This window comes from Colwellia sp. C1TZA3 (assembly GCF_007954265.1).
Classification (GTDB): domain Bacteria; phylum Pseudomonadota; class Gammaproteobacteria; order Enterobacterales; family Alteromonadaceae; genus Cognaticolwellia.
In genome coordinates this window covers 1-1202 of record NZ_VOLS01000139.1, presented here as the reverse complement: position 1 = coordinate 1202, position 1202 = coordinate 1, and the positions used below count along the sequence as shown (strand labels likewise).

Here is a 1202-nt window from a genome sequence, read left to right as displayed (position 1 = left end):
CATGTTAAAGGTCAGGTACTTAGCATAAACACATAACAAGTCATTAAAGCAGGAAAATTTACAGTTGGCTGTTTTCACTGCGTTCAACATTTTAGCCAACTACAAATTTCCTCTTAATGAGGCGTTAGCTTTCTTTACAAGGATGTAATCACTATCAAATTTCTGTCAAATATTGAGCAACCAATATTAGTTTATGCTTTTAAAGTTACTTTACTTGTATTAACTATTTCTTTACCTCTAAGTTACCTCTTAGATTTTATTTTTCCTAATGCTGACTCACCTGATTTTGAAATATCAATTCATACATTTTTTGGGGTTGTAATTATATCACCTATTTTTGAGACATTATTGATGATTCCTATCATCTTAATTCTTCAAAAATTTATTGATAATATTATTGTCTTATCAATATTAAGTGCTTTATTTTGGGGTGTTATTCATTCTCTGCAATTTACTTTTTGGGGGATAGCTACTTTTCCACTATTTTTCTTTATGACTATGGCTTATAAGTATTGGGATAAAATATCTATGGGTCATGCAATATTGGTTGTAATGGTTATCCATGCAATAAATAATAGTACTGCGATGTTGCTAGCTGCGATACTAGAAAGCTAACAAGGCATTAAAGCAGGACTAAAAACAGCGGGCTGTTCGCTTCGCTCCATTTTAGCCCACTATTTTTAGCCTCTTAATGGGGCGTTATATTGCATGGAGACTGCCGTGGAAATAATCCCAATCATTTTAATTCTGCCAATATTTTATTGGGTGGTTTCATGCATGGAATTGTTTGATTATTTAGAAAAAAAGCATGCGAAGATATATTCTGATATGGGAAAACCATCAGTTTTTTTTAACAGCACACCAGCCAACAACTCCTCTTTTCTAAAGTTTTTACTTCGACGAAAGTGGGAAAAATTGAATGATGTTTATCTTGAAAGGTTATGTTCAAGAATGTTTTTGCTCTTTTGGGGGATAAGTATCCCTTTTGGGGTATTCTTAATTTATTTTATTGTTGATGCATTTAATGCAATATAACAAGCTGTTTAAGCGGGACAAATTACAGTTGGCTAGTTCCCCCCCCGTGTCAGAATAGTTGTCACCCCTAAAATTAAATTTTTTTAGATCGGGGAGTGGTAATCGAACAATAAATGTCTAGTTATTCAACAGAAAGAAAAGAAGCTATTTTAAGCAAGTTGTTACCT

The 1202-nt window shown here is 32.9% G+C and carries 2 protein-coding genes; both read left to right on the top strand.

Annotated elements, in window-relative coordinates; genetic code table 11:
* Positions 1 to 351 precede the first annotated feature (351 nt).
* Positions 352 to 615, top strand: a complete 264-nt coding sequence (locus ESZ39_RS17515) for a hypothetical protein (protein WP_146881194.1) — start codon at positions 352 to 354, stop codon at positions 613 to 615.
* 162 nt (positions 616 to 777) lie between these two features.
* A complete protein-coding gene (locus ESZ39_RS17510; protein WP_146881193.1) occupies positions 778 to 1035 on the top strand; it encodes a hypothetical protein in 258 nt (85 codons plus the stop codon).
* Positions 1036 to 1202 lie beyond the last annotated feature (167 nt).

Coding starts and splice junctions, on each gene's coding strand:
- ESZ39_RS17515 (WP_146881194.1), top strand. CDS start 352: ATGATTCCTATCATCTTAATTCTTCAAAAATTTATTGATAATATTATT.
- ESZ39_RS17510 (WP_146881193.1), top strand. CDS start 778: ATGGAATTGTTTGATTATTTAGAAAAAAAGCATGCGAAGATATATTCT.